The sequence below is a fragment of the Paraperibacillus esterisolvens genome, assembly GCF_046237625.1.
In the GTDB taxonomy this organism is placed as follows: Bacteria; Bacillota; Bacilli; order Bacillales; family DSM-1321; genus Paraperibacillus; species Paraperibacillus esterisolvens.
In genome coordinates, this window is the sequence record NZ_CP143545.1 from 2793515 (window position 1) to 2808879 (window position 15365).

20 protein-coding genes are annotated in these 15365 nt (G+C 46.4%); 8 read left to right on the plus strand and 12 right to left on the minus strand.

All coding sequences use genetic code 11. The features are described from left to right. Positions 1-30 precede the first annotated feature (30 nt). The 6 genes from V1501_RS14105 to spoIIM all read right to left on the minus strand — a co-directional run bounded on the left by V1501_RS14105 (position 31) and on the right by spoIIM (position 4807). Complete coding sequence (locus V1501_RS14105; RefSeq protein ID WP_409289077.1) at positions 31-846, minus strand: purine-nucleoside phosphorylase; 816 nt, start codon at positions 844-846, stop codon at positions 31-33. Between the two features lie 2 nt (positions 847-848). Continuing rightward, positions 849-2048 carry a phosphopentomutase gene (gene deoB / locus V1501_RS14110; protein ID WP_409289078.1) on the minus strand — a complete coding sequence of 400 codons (1200 nt, stop codon included), beginning with the start codon at positions 2046-2048 and terminating at the stop codon, positions 849-851. Positions 2049-2304: 256 nt separating this feature from the next. Further along, complete coding sequence (gene xerD, locus V1501_RS14115; RefSeq protein WP_409289080.1) at positions 2305-3195, minus strand: site-specific tyrosine recombinase XerD; 891 nt, start codon at positions 3193-3195, stop codon at positions 2305-2307. A 5-nt stretch (positions 3196-3200) separates the two neighbouring features. Then, complete coding sequence (locus tag V1501_RS14120) at positions 3201-3428, minus strand: YqzK family protein (protein ID WP_409289082.1); 228 nt, start codon at positions 3426-3428, stop codon at positions 3201-3203. 127 nt (positions 3429-3555) lie between these two features. Next, positions 3556-4038: a Fur family transcriptional regulator gene (locus tag V1501_RS14125; protein WP_409289083.1), complete on the minus strand. Its 483-nt coding sequence runs from the start codon at positions 4036-4038 to the stop codon at positions 3556-3558. A gap of 115 nt (positions 4039-4153) precedes the next feature. Next, the gene (gene spoIIM, locus V1501_RS14130; RefSeq protein WP_409289084.1) at positions 4154-4807 is read right to left on the minus strand and encodes a stage II sporulation protein M; all 654 of its coding nucleotides are present in this window, start codon (positions 4805-4807) and stop codon (positions 4154-4156) included. A gap of 138 nt (positions 4808-4945) precedes the next feature. Between spoIIM and V1501_RS14135 the strand changes: the two genes are divergently transcribed. Beyond that, positions 4946-5509, plus strand: coding sequence for a GNAT family N-acetyltransferase (locus V1501_RS14135; RefSeq protein WP_409289086.1), 564 nt, complete (start codon positions 4946-4948; stop codon positions 5507-5509). A 45-nt stretch (positions 5510-5554) separates the two neighbouring features. Here V1501_RS14135 and V1501_RS14140 read toward each other — a convergent pair whose 3' ends face one another. Together V1501_RS14140 and V1501_RS14145 are read right to left on the minus strand one after the other, a co-directional pair. After that, the gene (locus V1501_RS14140) at positions 5555-6721 is read right to left on the minus strand and encodes an endonuclease Q family protein (protein ID WP_409289087.1); all 1167 of its coding nucleotides are present in this window, start codon (positions 6719-6721) and stop codon (positions 5555-5557) included. Beyond that, positions 6718-7272, minus strand: coding sequence for an NUDIX domain-containing protein (locus tag V1501_RS14145; RefSeq protein WP_409289089.1), 555 nt, complete (start codon positions 7270-7272; stop codon positions 6718-6720). Before V1501_RS14145 ends, V1501_RS14140 begins: the two co-directional genes overlap by 4 nt. Before the next feature lie 73 nt (positions 7273-7345). On the opposite strand from V1501_RS14145, the gene mciZ reads away from it, so the two are divergent. Continuing rightward, on the plus strand, positions 7346-7510 hold the full coding sequence (mciZ, locus tag V1501_RS14150) for a Z-ring formation inhibitor MciZ (RefSeq protein WP_409289091.1): 165 nt from the start codon (positions 7346-7348) through the stop codon (positions 7508-7510). A 104-nt stretch (positions 7511-7614) separates the two neighbouring features. After that, complete coding sequence (locus tag V1501_RS14155) at positions 7615-8535, plus strand: aldo/keto reductase (protein WP_409289093.1); 921 nt, start codon at positions 7615-7617, stop codon at positions 8533-8535. A 584-nt stretch (positions 8536-9119) separates the two neighbouring features. Here the strand turns inward: V1501_RS14155 and V1501_RS14160 are convergent. Then, positions 9120-9386 (minus strand): YqkE family protein, encoded by a 267-nt coding sequence (locus V1501_RS14160; RefSeq protein WP_409289095.1) that lies wholly within the window; start codon positions 9384-9386, stop codon positions 9120-9122. 141 nt (positions 9387-9527) lie between these two features. Between V1501_RS14160 and V1501_RS14165 the strand changes: the two genes are divergently transcribed. The 3 genes from V1501_RS14165 to V1501_RS14175 all read left to right on the plus strand — a co-directional run bounded on the left by V1501_RS14165 (position 9528) and on the right by V1501_RS14175 (position 12367). Continuing rightward, positions 9528-10466, plus strand: coding sequence for an alpha/beta hydrolase (locus V1501_RS14165; RefSeq protein WP_409289096.1), 939 nt, complete (start codon positions 9528-9530; stop codon positions 10464-10466). A 57-nt stretch (positions 10467-10523) separates the two neighbouring features. Next, positions 10524-11342: an alpha/beta fold hydrolase gene (locus tag V1501_RS14170; RefSeq protein WP_409289098.1), complete on the plus strand. Its 819-nt coding sequence runs from the start codon at positions 10524-10526 to the stop codon at positions 11340-11342. Between the two features lie 89 nt (positions 11343-11431). Continuing rightward, complete coding sequence (locus V1501_RS14175) at positions 11432-12367, plus strand: DMT family transporter (protein ID WP_409289099.1); 936 nt, start codon at positions 11432-11434, stop codon at positions 12365-12367. Positions 12368-12540: 173 nt separating this feature from the next. Here the strand turns inward: V1501_RS14175 and V1501_RS14180 are convergent, their stop codons facing one another. Beyond that, positions 12541-12870 (minus strand): iron-sulfur cluster biosynthesis family protein, encoded by a 330-nt coding sequence (locus V1501_RS14180; protein ID WP_409289101.1) that lies wholly within the window; start codon positions 12868-12870, stop codon positions 12541-12543. Positions 12871-13034: 164 nt separating this feature from the next. Between V1501_RS14180 and V1501_RS14185 the strand changes: the two genes are divergently transcribed. Next, on the plus strand, positions 13035-13217 hold the full coding sequence (locus V1501_RS14185; protein WP_409293371.1) for a CDGSH iron-sulfur domain-containing protein: 183 nt from the start codon (positions 13035-13037) through the stop codon (positions 13215-13217). Between the two features lie 103 nt (positions 13218-13320). Continuing rightward, a complete protein-coding gene (locus V1501_RS14190; RefSeq protein WP_409289103.1) occupies positions 13321-13608 on the plus strand; it encodes a hypothetical protein in 288 nt (95 codons plus the stop codon). Between the two features lie 14 nt (positions 13609-13622). Here the strand turns inward: V1501_RS14190 and V1501_RS14195 are convergent, their stop codons facing one another. Next, positions 13623-13958: a YolD-like family protein gene (locus V1501_RS14195; protein ID WP_409289105.1), complete on the minus strand. Its 336-nt coding sequence runs from the start codon at positions 13956-13958 to the stop codon at positions 13623-13625. A 16-nt stretch (positions 13959-13974) separates the two neighbouring features. Beyond that, entirely contained in the window at positions 13975-15234 is a 1260-nt protein-coding gene (locus tag V1501_RS14200; RefSeq protein ID WP_409289106.1) for a DNA polymerase thumb domain-containing protein, read from the minus strand. Positions 15235-15365: the final 131 nt, after the last annotated feature.

The following is a 15365-nucleotide window of genomic DNA, read 5'->3' on the forward strand; positions in this document are numbered from 1 at the left end:
CGCTTCAATTTATTTTCTCTTGAACAACAATTATGACAATTCTTTTACTATTGTTTTAATCAGGCTCAGAAATTCAGCTTTTACTTTCTCTGTCGTTTCAATCACTTCATCATGCGAAAGCGGCTGATTCAGGATGCCGGCAGCCATATTCGTTATGCAGGAAATCCCCAGAACCGATATGCCTGAATGGCGTGCAATGATGACTTCAGGGACCGTAGACATACCGACAGCATCTCCGCCGAGCGTCCTTACCATCCGTACTTCGGCGGGAGTTTCATAAGCTGGTCCTGACAACCCAAGGTAGACCCCTTCTTTGATTGGTATATTCAGTGATTCAGCTGCCTTCTTAGCGACTTCCTGATATTCCTTGGAATAGGCTTCAGACATATCAGGGAATCTCGCCCCAAATCTGGCATCATTAGTGCCAATCAGCGGACTTGTCCCGGTGAAATTGATATGATCCGTTATTATCATTAAATCTCCGGCACTCAGGTCTTGATTCACCCCGCCGGCAGCATTTGTCACAATCATTTTGTCTACACCAAGCAGCTTCATGACTCTGACAGGGAACGTCACCTGTCCCATGTCATAGCCCTCATAAAAGTGGAACCTGCCCTGCATGGCGATGACCTTTTTTCCGGAAAGTGTGCCAGAGACCAGCTGACCTGCATGCCCTTCCACGGTAGAAACCGGGAAGTTAGGAATTTCCCCATAAGGAATTTTCACGGCATCTTCAATCTCATCTGCCAGGACGCCAAGCCCGGAACCAAGTATCAAGCCGATTTCAGGTGTGCCTGAAATTCTCTCCTTTAAATAATCTGCTGCCTGACTAATTTTCTCATACATGATTATTCCACCTTCCCCATTAATTCTTCCATGAAGCTAGTTCCATGCTCCGGCATACTTACCCCGAAGTTGTCTGCAATCGAAGCACCAATATCGGCGAAGGTGGTTCGAAGCGGCAGTTCCCTTCCAGCCTCAAACTGGCTGGAATATACAATCAATGGCACGAACTCCCGTGTATGGTCTGTTCCGTGATGGACCGGGTCGTTCCCGTGATCAGCAGTAATGATCAATAAGTCGTCTTCCTTCAGCTTATCAAGCACTTCCTCAAGTCTTACATCAAATTCCTGAAGTGCTTCCCCATAGCCGATCGGATCCCTTCTATGGCCGAAAGCAGCATCAAAGTCAACCAGATTTAAAAAGCTTATCCCTGTGAAATCCATATCGAGGGTCTGGTTCAGCTTGTCCATTCCATCCATATTGGAAGTGGTCCGCAAGGAATCGGTGATTCCCTCGCCGTCATAAATATCCGAGATCTTCCCGATCGAGATGACATCAAGGCCGGCATCCTTCAATTCATTCATCACTGTACGGCCAAATGGCTTAAGGGCATAGTCATGGCGGTTCGGCGTTCTTTTAAAGCTGCCTGCTTCACCAATAAACGGCCTTGCAATAATTCTTCCAATCATAAATTCATCATTCATCGTCATTTCACGGGCTATTTTACAAATATTATAAAGCTCCTCTAGCGGTACAATTTCTTCATGTGCAGCAATCTGAAGTACGGAATCCGCAGATGTATAAACAATCAGCGCCCCTGTTTCCATATGCTCCCTGCCCAGCTCATCCAGGATCTCTGTTCCGCTGGCAGGCTTATTCCCGATTATTTTTCTTCCTGTCCTCTTCTCAAGCTCCTGAATCAGACTGTCGGGAAAGCCGTCAGGAAACACCTGGAATGGAGTTTGTATATTGAGGCCCATGATCTCCCAGTGTCCAGTCATTGTATCTTTTCCGTTAGAAGCTTCCTGCATTTTCCCATAGTAAGCCAGCGGTGTTTGGGCTGCATCTATTCCTTTAATCGGCCGGATATTGGCCAGTCCCATGCGTCCCATTACCGGCATGCGGAGACCATCCATCCGTTCCGCTATATGCCCGATCGTATCGGCGCCTTCGTCGCCAAATTCAGCTGCATCAGGTGCTTCCCCGATTCCCACAGAATCCATTACGATCAGAAAGACCCTATTAAAGCGTTTACTCTTCTCCATATATTTCTCCTCCAACTATTGATGATAAGCGTAAATACTGTTATGTTACCCGCATGTTCATAAATTAACCGGATTCATTTATGTATTCGTCAGAAGTCTGACAACCTCATTTTATACGAAGGTGACTGTTTATCACAATGAAAATCTATTTAAAAACTTTTCCCATATTCTTTATTTGTTCGATTACTGTTCTCAAAAACCTGCCAGACCACGAAAAAAAGCAGCCATTTTCAAATGGCCGCTTATCCGGAGGAAGTCATGCCCTCGGATGGAATTTGGTATATACCTCTTTTAATCTCACATTTGTAACATGGGTGTATATCTGGGTGGTCGAAATATCCGCATGTCCAAGCATTTCCTGGACTGCCCTTAAATCTGCGCCGTTCATGAGCAGATGGGTGGCGAATGAATGCCTGAGTGTATGCGGAGTCAGTTCTTTTTCAATCCTGGCTTCCTCTGCCAGTTTCTTGAGGATTTTCCAGTAGCCCTGCCGTGTCAGCCTGTTGCCGTGATGATTAAGGAACAGGAAATCATTCCGGTTTTTTTTCATAAGGGCATCCCTGCCCTTATTCAGATAATCCTCAATAGCCGACAGGGCAGCCTGTCCAATTGGAATGATCCTTTCCTTGCTGCCCTTTCCGACGCAGCGGACAAACCCCATATCTGTGTGTACATCTGTCAGTTCAAGCGATATAAGCTCACTGACACGCATACCTGTCGCGTACAAGACCTCAAGCATTGCCTTGTCCCTGAGGCCCAGGGGGGAATTGGTTTCCGGTGCCCCAAGCAGTGCCTCCACCTCTTCCATGCTCAAGACCTTGGGGAGGCTTCTTTCAAGCTGGGGGCTCTCTATATGGACGGAAGGGTCATGACCCGACACTTTTTCACGCAGCAGGAACTGATGGAAGGAACGAATGGAAGCTACATGGCGGGCCAATGTTTTCGACGATTTTCCCTGTCCTTTCAGGAATGAGAGAAAGTGGACAATATTGGCGCGCTGACAGTCATTCCAATCCCCAATCTGTTCAACATTTACTAAGTACTTCATATAAGATTTGAGGTCCCGTTCATAGGAGACTGTCGTATTCTTAGACAGGCCTTTTTCTACAGTCAGGAAATGAAGAAAATCTTTTATCTGGTCCTGCATGCTTTTTACTCTCCATTCTTATAGAACAGCAGCAGCCGGTCCATCCATCCCCCTCCCTCATAATGGACAGAGCCCGACACTTTGACAGCCGTCCCTTTAGGTTCATCATAGCGATGATAATTCTCATATTCCTGATTCAGCCACACCATCCCAAAATAAAAAAGGACAGTGAAACTGACAAATAATAAAAATACCTTTGCCGTATTGAAAAGTAAATCGACTGAGTATTTCATAGGACAACCCTCCATTTATTCAGCTAATTCAATCTATGCCCAGGGAGCTGAATTTTATACATGAAATGGAGGCTGAACCTTTTGGCTTATGCGGATGCGAAAAACCTTTTCCATGTCAGGAAAAGGCTTATGTAAGGTTTATGGCTGGTGTACTGTCATCTTTATTTTCATGCTTCGCCTGGCATCTATGGCAGATACCGTGGAAGGTTAACCTGTGGTCCTTGATTTTGAAATTCCAATTGCGTTCTACCACTTCCTCAACGTCTTCGAGGAGGTCTTCCTGTATCTCATCAACGGCACCGCATTCTATGCATACTAAATGATGATGGAAGTGGGCAGCCCCTTCCTGCCTCAGATCATAGCGGGAAACTCCATCACCAAAATTTATTTTATCGACAATTTTAAGCTCAGTTAATAGTTCCAGTGTACGGTATACGGTGGCTAATCCGATCTCTGGCGATTTTTCTTTCACTAGGAGGTATACATCTTCTGCACTTAAATGATCCTCTTCGTTTTCAAGCAAAACCCGGACGGTAGCTTCTCTTTGAGGTGTTAATTTATAACTGGACGAGTGCAACAGTTTTTTTATTCGTTCAATCCTGCTTTCCATAGCTTTTCCCCTCCCTCGCCGCTGTCTTTTTTATTATATCAAATGAAAGGGGAGTGTCAAAATATAATTATTATAAATAAGCTCTTCAATTATTTAGAATTATTATAATTTAAATCTATTTTTCATTCCCCACCAGGCTTACCACATTTTTCATGAGCTGCGGCGACAGATAGGTTTCAATCGCTCCCGCCGCAAGCAGGACAGCCACCGCACAGGTGAAGGACAGAAAGTACTTAATAATGACCGGTTTCAGCGGATCCCTCAGCTGTTTCATAAACAGCCTCCTGATAATTTTTATGGACAGTGAGAGTGCCATAGCTGTTATCAGGATGAATACCGGAACTATGAATATGTTTTGTGGAAATATAGAAACAAATGCCAGTAAAAACCCGTTAAAGCCCATCTGATTCACTAAAAACCCGACGGTGAATCCGACCACCATCCCTTTTAGGAACAATAGAACCAGAATGATCGGCAGGCCGATGATTGAAATGCCCAATATCCAGATAAGCCCGATATACTTGACATTGTGATTGACCGTCTGCCAGTACATCCCTTCCGAGTGGTCAATCCTTCCCTGTTTAACCTGTCCGAAAAATTGCGAGAGATAATAGAAGAGGTCATCCTTCTGATTCAAGTTCAAGCTGTTTACGATGATGGCCCCGAATATGACTCCCATAAGAAACAAGATGGTGATGAATAAATAGAGTGAAGAATGCTCTTTAACATGTTTTAGTAGAGTGAATGTTATCATAGATTTTTTCTTCATTATATCTTCCCCCCGATATTCTTAGTAAATTGTATGGAAGAGAAGTCTCTCTTATTACTCGCTGGGAAAAAATATATAAAAAGAGCGTATGCTGTGGTATAATTTCTAGCAATTTACCGTATTGGAGTGTGACTGTCTATGAACGCCGTTTTACTAGATTTCCCTGAAAGGATTGAAACAGAAAGGCTCTATATGCGGCCCTGCCAGCCAGGGGACGGAGTTGCAGTTTTTGAAGCGGTGGAAGCTTCCAGGGGAGAGCTTGCCCCATGGCTTCCTTTTGCCCGGAACCCCATGACGCGTGAAGAGTCAGAAGAAAGTGTCCGGAGGTCTTACGCCAAGTTTATTGCCAGGGAAGATATCCGCCTGCACATATACAGGAGAGAAGATGACCGATTCATCGGCAGCACCGGCTTACATAGAATGAACTGGGATATTCCCAAGTTCGAGATTGGCTATTGGATTGATTCCCGCTGGGCTAAAAAGGGATATATGACTGAGGCTGTCAAAGGCTTGACATTCTTTGCCTTTGAATACTTCAGTGCAAAACGGGTGGAAATACGATGTGACCCTGAAAATGCTGCCAGCCGAAGAATTCCTGAAAAACTCGGCTTTCAGCTCGAAGGCGTCCTGAAGAATGACTCCTTGAGCGCGGACGGCCTCAATGCCAGGGATACTTGCGTGTTCGCAAAGACTGTAAAATAACGCAAAGGACAGAAGCGCCGCTTCTGTCCTTTCTAATTCACCATTCTATTTGACCTTACCGTAAGTTCCTCCACCGCCTGATTCTATGTTGAGGCCGCCCTTCCTCGCCAGATCGATATACTCTGCTATCCTGTAAGGTACGGTATCTTTCAGGTCAGCAAGACTGGCGTCATGCAGGATTCCCATTTCGGTACCAAATGCCGTAAGGAGCCTTTCCATCATCCTCGGACCGAGCCCTGGAATGAACTCCAGCGGTACCTGGTGAATATAAGGCGGCCTCTTCCTGGGGGATGGGCTGGGGAAAAAGCTCTTTATTTCTTCAATCCTCTGCGAGACTCCTTTAATGAAAGAAGAACTTTGGCATTCGGTGCAGACAGCTTCATTACCAGTCTTTTTGGCATGGCATTTGGCACAGACTGTGTCATGATATTTTCCAAGCAGCGGATTCAGTCCGTAGTTCACCGCTACTCCCCGGCCGTCCTGCTCCTTCAGTGCCAGGGACAGCTCCTCAAAGCTCCCCCGCAATAACCTTAGTGCCTGGTATTCCCTTGCTATTTTCCCAAGTGAATGGGCATCGGAATTCGTTAAAAATGTATAGGGCTCCAATTCCTTTATTCCCTGGGCCATGGCTGTATCCGAGCTCAGTCCAAGTTCTACCCCATCTATTAGATCTGGGTCAAATACCTCCTGAAGACTCACTCGGACTCCCCGGCCGAACAGGCTCTTGAAGGGGGTGAAGATATGGGCCGGGATGAACAGCCCTCCCAGCTCTTTCACCTTCTGCTGCAGAATGACAGCATTCACATAGATGCGCTGTGAGCTTAAATGAATATTTTTCTGATGCTTTTCCATCCATCCTGAAAATTCTCTGATTGATCTAAGATCCGGGAAGTAAGCCAATATATGTATCGGCCCCCTGCAGTTCTCGTCATATATTTCAATCTCCGTTCCCGGTATCAGCAACAGGTCCCGGTACTTCAGGCCGCCGCCGGAAATGGATTCAAGACTGCCCGCTGCTGTCATTTCCTCCAATTCTTCCAGTACACCCGGTGAATGTGCATCGATGATTCCGATAATATCCAGCCCCTTCGTACAGGCAGCTGTTTCCAGTATATTCGGTAAAGTCAGGGTCCTGGCCCCCGTGATTTTGACAGCCCTGCCTGCCCTTGTTCTTCCTATATGAATGTGCAGGTCTGCAAAATACTTATTCATTGCTTCAGCGCTGCCTCCTTAAGCTGTAAATATTGCACTGCATATACTGTCTTGGCATCGTATATCCTCTGTTCCTTCATGTACAGAATCATCTCTTCAAGTGTCAGCTCCAGTACCTCTACGAATTCATCCTCATCCAGCGCCGCTGCATTTTCTTTCTTCTGCAGTCCGGCGGCTAAATAGACATGGACAATTTCATCCGCAAATCCAGGTGAAGTGTAGAAGGCTGTTAAATAATCCATATGTTCACACTCATAGCCAGTCTCCTCCTCAAGTTCGCGGACAGCCGTTGCAAGCGGATCTTCACCCGGCTCCAGCTTCCCGGCTGGAATCTCGACAAGGATCCGGTCCATCGCTTTGCGGTACTGTTCCACCAGGACAATTTTATTTTCTGCAGTTATGGCAATAATAGCTACTGCGCCGGGATGTTTAACAATTTCCCTGGTGCTCGTCCTGCCGTTTGGCAGTTCTACTTCATCTACTTGAAGCGAAATAACCCTGCCGGAAAATATTTCTTTGGTCCCTAAGGTTTTTTCTTCTAAGTTCTTCATCAGTACACTCCCAGTTCTAATCGCATTTGCCTTGTTCATACATTTTACCATAACTGGTTTAGGAGGTTGTCCAATGAAGGTTTATGTTACAAACAAAAGTATCACACTGGCTGGCAAGTCGTGGGAAATCCGCCGGAAGCTTGCCGAATACGCCGCTCAGCATGCCACTTTGGCAGACTGGATTTCTTCCGTTCAGGGCAGTGCCCGCCCGAAGCCCGGGCTCAGGCTGATCAAGTAAACTCACTTCGTGCATCCGCCCAATTATTTGTGCATTTTCATACTGAAGCATAAAATATTGGGTAAATACATATGTATGACTGCTATTAAAAGGGGCGGATATCTATGGAAACACGCAGGTTAGGAAACTCAGAGCTATATGTCAGCAAGATCGGTCTTGGCTGCATGTCGCTTGGAAATCAATATGAAAATGCTGAAAAGATCATTGGCACTGCACTTGATGCGGGCATCAACTATTTCGACACAGCCGACCTTTATGATGGCGGCCAAAACGAGGAATTTGTAGGAAAGGCACTGAAGTCCGTCCGGGATAAAGTAATCATAGCTACCAAGGTCGGCAACCGCTGGAACGAAAGCAGGGACGGCTGGGGCTGGGACCCGTCCAAGGCTTACATCAAGTCAGCTGTTAAAGACAGCCTCCGCCGTCTCCAGACCGATTACATTGATTTATACCAGCTGCATGGCGGGACGATTGAAGACCCGGCTGAGGAAACGATCGAGGCCTTTGAGGAACTCGCTCGGGAGGGCTATATCCGCTATTATGGAATCTCCTCCATCAGGCCCAATGTTATTGAGAAATTTTTAAAGAACGCCAAAGGCCTAACTTCCAACATGATGCAATACAGCATCCTCGACCGGCGCCCTGAGGAACTAATGCCGGACTTTGAAAAGCAGGGAGTCAGCATCATTGCCCGCGGCCCTGTTGCCAAAGGGCTGCTGACTGATAAAATGCTTGATAAAGCATCCGGCAAGATTAAGAAAGATGGGTACCTCTATTACAGCTTCGAGGAATTGGAAACGGCGCTCCGTGAATTGAACGGTCTCTTTGAAGGGCGTTCCATGAATGAAGTTGCCCTGCAATATGTCCTGGCCCACCCAGCCGTCGCTGCCTGCATACCTGGTGCAAGCTCTGCACAACAGCTGGAGCAGAACATAAGCGCCGCTAACAGCAGACCATTGAATGAAGCTGAATTGCGCGGAATCAAAGCCATCAGCAAGGCTGAAATCTATCGCGAACACCGCTGAATAATATTAGGCTTATAGATCCAAATACACAGCCCGGGAAAATGGCCGATTTCCCGGGCTGTGCCGTGTCTTTTGACCTTGCACCTGGCGGAGGGAAGCTCCAATATCTGAACGGCGAGTAAATGCTCCGGTTTGGCTAGTAAAATTCAATATCAGCGAGTAATAGCCATTTCCGGCTAGTAAACCAGCCAATATGGCGAGTAAATTAATTTTTCGGATAGTAAAGGTTTCATTTCGGCGAGTAAGGAGCGCCCAACGTTGTGCGGATGCTTCTCTGCTGTAAAAATCAGTTGCTTATTTTTAAAAAAAGGATTTAAAAGCGAAAAAACATCAAAAACGAGCAAAAAATAAAAGAAATTATATAAAGATATATACTTTTAACTCCTTGAGCAATTCTGCGCTATCACTAATGTCATTTTTTCACTTTGCTGCTCGGAACAAGAGGTTTAAGAAGAAGCTGTACCAAAATTCCGGAACAGCTTCTTTTTTCTTTGCAGCTTGGACAGCTCTTATGCTGAACAGCCTGCACACACATTTTCCAGGCACAAAAAATGCACCAACAAAGCTGGTGCCGGTTCTTCCTATTATTTAAACTTCCGCCAATCCGTACTGCTTTCATTCAGCAGCTCTTCAAAGCTCTTGTTTTTCTCACGCTGCTTCCTTTCTTCCCGCTTGCGTTCTTCTTCCTTTAATAGGGCTGCCTGCTTCTCCTTTTCAAGCTCACTATGTGTTTCTTTTAGCTTTGACAGCATATCGCCTTTAATCATATCACCCAGTGTGAGCTGGCCTGTGTCCGTTTCCTTTCGGTGACTCCTGGCATGGGCCTGGTTTTGTGTTTTTCTCTTCTTCATGATTATGCCTCCCTTACTTCCCCATTGTACCATGCTTTTCGCTTCCGATATTATCAGAAGCCCCGCAGCCGCCTTTTCATCCGCCATTTTGTGGTAAAATTATTTTGTTCATCCAATTTCATTATCCAGGAGGCAATCTTCATGAAAAAATGGTGGCTCATTCCGGCTGGATTCCTTGGATACGCACTTGGAATCGGCCTCTATTTCTCGAATCGCGTGATGTATATGAAAAAAAAAGAAGATGATTTCATCATCGAGCGTGAAACGAATGCAAAACGCTACATAGCCAATGAGTACCAGCTGCTCCCCAAGAGCGCAGTGTCAATCTCTTCATCATTCGGCTACCCGCTGCACTGTGTGTTTGTGAAGCCCCATGAACATTCAAACAAGTGGATGGTGTTTTGCCACGGCATAACTGAAAACAAAATAAATTCCATTAAATATATGAATCTGTTCATAAAAAGAGGCTTCAACGCCGTTATCTATGACCACCGGAGACATGGAGAATCCGGGGGAATATCGAGCAGCTATGGCCATTATGAAAAATATGACCTTGAAACGGTCATAACGGAACTCAGGGAACGGGAAGGCACTGACATCACCATTGGCATCCACGGAGAATCCATGGGAGCCGTGACCATGCTCCTGTATGCCGGTATGCTTGGCGATCAGGCCGATTTTTATATTGCAGACTGCCCGTTTTCTGATTTTACCCAACAGCTAAAGCATAATCTCAAATCGGAAGTGCCCATCCCCTCCTGGCTGGTGCTTCCATTTGGCAGTTTATTTCTGAAACTCCGCGGCGGCTTCTCCATCAAAGAAATCTCGCCTGCCAGGTATATCAATCATATAAAGAAGCCGGTTTTATTCATTCACAGTGAACTGGATACTTTTATCCTCCCTGAAATGAGCTCCAATCTCTACCAGGCAAAACAGGGACCCAAGAAGCTATTCATCGCTGCAAAAGGCGCCCATGCCCAATCCTATAATGAGAATCAAGAGGAATATGAGCTTGCAGTCGATGACTTTCTGGAGGAATATGGATTTAAGGACCGTAAAGCTGGAGGGGCAAGAGAGTGAAATCGGAAGACGGCGAATACCGCCCAAGATTAAACGGACTTGCTCACTGGGTGTAAATTGAAGGAAGCAGGCATGGAACTGTTCCCCTTGTGGTATTGCACGGCGGGCCCGGGGGAAATCATTACACATCCTGAGCGCACAGCCGGCCGCCTGCTGTCCCGCTCAAAGACCATTGTTTATTATGAACAGCGTGGCTGCGGGAGGTCTGAGGCCCCTGCGTCAGAAGAGGATTATTCAATCTCGCTGCTCACTCAGGATTTCCTTGAATTGTTTTCCTGGCTGGGTGCAGAAAAAGTCGATTTGCTCGGCTATTCATTCGGCGGCGAATTAGCGCTGGAATTTGCTGCTTCCATTGGAGAGCGCATACATACTATCATTCTTTCAGCTCCCAGCCTGATCAAATCCGCTGCAAACAAGCTGGTTCAATTGGCCGGCTTTCTATCTGTGGCTGACCGGCAGCTTGTAGAGCGAATCCAGGGAATCTTGAATGAACCTCATTCCATTTCTGACGCCTATGATAAGGTATGGGAAATCGCTGATGCCAATACAGTTGACTCCCTGTTATTTGAAAATCAGGAGATTGCCAACAAAAACCGGGCCTTATGGAACGAAAGCGGGTTGATAAATTCCGGGCTGATGGCAAGGGCACTCTTAAGGGATCCGTTTCTTCCTCTTGAGCACCGCCTCCGCGGCATTTCACAACGGACTTTGATCATTTCAGGTGCCTTTGACAGAAATACAGGAATTCCCATTTCAAAGATCATTCACGATTCCCTGCCTGACAGCCGTCTTGTGATTTTTAACAAGAGTGCACATTTCCCTGATTTAGAGGAGACTGATAGATTCATGAGGGAAATTATTAATTTTCTTGACTGACAGGGCCTATGGACTTAACCGGAGCTTTCCGCACGCGTCCGTACTCACTAAGATATGGTTAACAATCCCACAGAAAGTATGTGCTGCTTATGAAGAATGGAATTTATCTGGCTTATGTTTGCGCCCTTCTGAATGCCCTGATTGTCGGGCTGTCGTTCCTCTTTACCGTCAAAGCCCTCGGCCCGTCAAATCCTATGGATGTTCTGGCGTCCCGCTTTTCCGTCGGCTTTCTGGGCTTTTCCCTGCTGGCTTCTCTGAAAGTGGTCAAAGTCCGGCTGAATCTGAAATCGCTTTACAAACTTTGGCCGCTTACTGTGTTTTACCCGGCATTTTTCTTTTTTTTCCAGGCTTATGGATTAAAAACAGTCCCTTCATCAGAAGCAGGTATTCTTTTTGCCGTCATCCCAATTTTGACCGCTGTATTGGCTTCATTGTTTTTAAAGGAACGAACCACCCTTCTCCAGAAAGCTTCCATTCTCTTGTCCGTAAGCGGAGTCATTTTCATTTTCTTCATGAAAGGAAGTACCCTCTCGCTTGCCAGCTGGAGCGGCCTCGGTTTCCTTCTGATTTCATGTTTATCCATCGCTGCTTATTCAGTTATGGCACGGACCCTGTTAAAGTCCTTTAAGCCTCTCGAGGTCACTTATTTCATGCTGGGTGCTGGATTCATATTTTTTAACGCCATTGCTGTCAGCAATCATCTGCGGAACGGCGATTTGGAAGCCATGTTCACTCCTTGGGGAAATGCCGGCTTTGCATCTGCCATCCTGTTTCTTGGCATTCTCGCTTCCTTCATTACCTCCCTGCTGTCCAACTTTGTGCTTTCAAAAATACCGGCGTCACAAATGAGCGTATTTTCTAATCTATCTACGGTCATTTCCATCATTGCCGGGGCAGCCTTCTTGAACGAAAAGGTATATTACTACCATATCATCGGCTCGGCACTGATTATCCTCGGCGTCATCGGCACCAACTTATTCAAGGAAAAACCAGCGGATGCCGGTTCTTCCGGGAAGGCTTCCTAGCTGCCGGGCTTACCCGTCCAAGCTTCCTAGCAATCAGGAGATGTTCACCCTTGCATAACTGTGCACCAGATCTTGGATGGGCACAGTTAAATTACATAATAACCGGCGGCAGACAACCGATATGGCATTATAGGCAAAAAAATGCCGGCTCCATCAGGGTGCCGGCATTCTTTTCATATCTTTGTATAATTGATGAACCGCATCCGCGGATTAATGATCTGGTTAGGGCTTGAAAGCCTGAAGCTATTGCTTTCATCATTATAATCAATCTTCATTTCATCATCGAGGAATATAGCCTTGGAGCTTTCTATATAAAGCGGCCCTGCATTTGTATCCAGCTTCTGTTCATCGGAAGCCGCACTGTTCTCAAGCCAAAGTGCCGTGACCCCGCTCACTGCGCATCCGCATCCGTCGATATCGTATTTTAATTTAAGGGATCCCTCAGAATCTCCAATTTTTTCATCAATCTTGCTTTTCGCTTTTTCCGTCCATACAACCAGCATGAAAAAAACTCCTTCGGCAGGAAATCAATCCGGCCATCAAATTAATTGCTTCTTTAGTGTAACAAAATTAAAAATCATTTAAAAATATCCTGACTTGCGATACCATTGATAATGAATATTCTTGAAGGGATGGATTATATTTGTCAAAAGTGCAGATCAAGGTAATGGATAATGGAGGGTTCCGTGTTACAGGTGATGTAGAATTGATTGACATGGAGGGCAATGCGTTTCCATCAAAGCCGGCTTTCTCCCTATGCCGCTGCGGCCTGTCCAATAATCTTCCTTATTGCGATGCTTCCCACAAAGGAAATTTCGAGTCCCGCGTACGTGTCGAAAACAAGGAATAGCACGCAGAGGAGGAAGCCTTGAGTGAGCTTCCTTTTTTATTTTCTCATGAATGGCGGAATGCAGCATATGTTAGGAAAAACCTTACCATGAGGAGACTTGTTCATGAAACCTGCACCGAGAGTCGTTTTTCACACCGTCACCCGATCACAGGTAAAAAAGTTTTTCATTACAGAAGGCTTATGCGGACCTGCTGTCTTTGCTGTCCTTGATAAAGCCTATGCCAATGAATTCATGGCCGTTTTAGGCAGCATGGCCAGCTCCCCTGTCATCCATAAGGGCTATGGTTTCTTTCAGTCAAGGTTCCGCCGAAAAGAGCATTCCATTTCTCTGCAGCGCTTCCTCGCGGGAAATACCCTGCCCCATAGGGCAGCATATCCTGAAGAATGCTGATCCAAATCTGGCGTTTAATCTTCCGCCAGCTGTACATCCACTATTTCAGCAAGCCGCAAATAATGGAAGTCATTGAACCGGTCTACAACATGAAGCTTCTTCTCCCAGTCATTATAATAGTGGATGGTCCCCATCACGAGACTGTGCCGTTTGTTCGCATAATATGTGATGGCCACGCCCTTTCCCCTTTCCATTGCTTCCCCAATGATGCTGTTCATATATTCGAACTGCTGCTCATCGGGCTCAATCTGCTGCTCAAAGGTGTCTTCGTGCGCCCAGTCCCGCAGCAGCTTTACGTGCTCTGGCAGCATCATGGAGGTCCACTTTATCCTTCCCCTGTCTCTAATCATTTCTGCATTCCTCCTTTTACGCTTTATGGCCGCCAAGCAGCCTGCTTCGATAAACCGCGGTTCCCGCGTCTGTATAGGACACTGCCCGCAGGAGCGCCCTGGAGCCGAATTTTCTTCGCAGCGAATCGACTGTATAGCCCAGCTCCCTTTTTTTCCAGCGGTTCGGATCGAACAGGGTGAGCTGCATTTCGCTGTCATCAACAATATTGGAAAGGGCAATGGAAATCTGTCTCACTGTTTTACCGGTGTAATTTTCCTTAAAAAGATCCAAACAGACTTTATACAGATCCATCGTGATGTTGGTCGGCTCCTCCACCGTCCGCGACCTGTGAAAGCCCCCGCCGAATTCATCCTGGCTGTAGCCGATTCCAAAGCTGACGGTCCTGCCCGCCTTCCGGTGGGTTCGTGCCCTTCTTGCCACTTCCTCGCACATTTCAAGAATTACATGCTTAATTTCCTTTTCTTCCTTATAGTCCCGCAGGAGGATTTGACTTTTCCCAAAGCTGACCTGTCCTTCCATGATCGGTGCCCCGATATCGGATAAATCCACACCCCAGGCATGATAGTACAGCTGGCTGCCCATGACTCCGAACTTGCCCTCAAGCTTTTCGCGGCTGAAATGGGCAAGCTGCCCAACCGTGAAAATTCCCATCGTGTTCAGGTTTTTCTGCATCCTCCTGCCGATTCCCCACATTTCGCTCAAGGGGGAAAGCGGCCATAATTTTTGTGACACATCCTCATATGTCCATTCGGCAATTCCTTTCTTTTTTGCTTCCAGATCCAGGCACAGCTTTGACAGGAGCAGGTTGGGCCCTATTCCGATTGCACAGGGAAGCTGGAACTCCCTTTCAATTTCATCCTTGATCTTTTTAGCGATTGTAAATGCATCCCCCCACAGGGGCAGGGCTCCATCCACCTTGAGGAAGCTTTCATCCACGCTGTAGGTATGAATGGCTTCTTTTGGGACGTATCTGTGGAACAGCCGCGTGATTTCAGTAGAAATCCTGAGGTAGGAGGCCATTTTCGGTTCCACTACATGAATGCAGGGATCATTGGGGATCTCAAACATCCTTGATCCCGTTTTAATGCCGAAGTCCTTTTTCATCCGGGGAGACGCCGCGAGTACTACACTGCCGGTACGGTTTGTATCGCCTACCACCGCAAGATGGCAGTCGAGGGGATCAAGTCCCATCATCACAGCAGAGCAGCTCGCATAAAAGCTTTTTATATCTATGCATAATATTGATTGCCTGGGCAGCGTACTATAATCGACCATGCCCTTCCCCCCAAAATAACAGAATATACGTTCGTGAGTTATTATACCCATAATCTTAAACGAATACACGTTCGCATTCAATGGAAATTTACTTACAGTTTTCAACATATAGGGCGATCTGGAGGAAACAG